General features: G+C 67.1%; 1 pseudogene. It reads left to right on the top strand.

Annotated features, from left to right (window positions below):
- Positions 1-240, top strand: a pseudogene (locus SB753_RS40845) (IS21 family transposase); the annotation flags it as partial.

Raw genomic sequence — 240 nt, 5'->3', positions numbered from 1 at the left:
CGGCAACCGGCGCGCTTGTTACCCGGCTGCTGCAGGAGCAACGCCATCCGGAACACGGCTATCGGGCGTGCCTCGGATTGCTCTCGCTCTCACGTCGCTATGGCCGCGAACGTCTCGAAGCCGCCTGTGCGCTAGCACTGGAGCTGGGCGTGCACCGTTACCGCCACGTGCGCGACATCCTGATCAACAACCGCGACCGCGCTGGAGTGGCAACGCCTGCCGACTGGATCAGCCCGAGCC

This window comes from Paraburkholderia sp. SIMBA_053, from assembly GCF_046534895.1.
GTDB classification, from domain to species: domain Bacteria; phylum Pseudomonadota; class Gammaproteobacteria; order Burkholderiales; family Burkholderiaceae; genus Paraburkholderia; species Paraburkholderia caledonica.
This window is presented reverse-complemented; position numbering and strand designations above follow the sequence as displayed.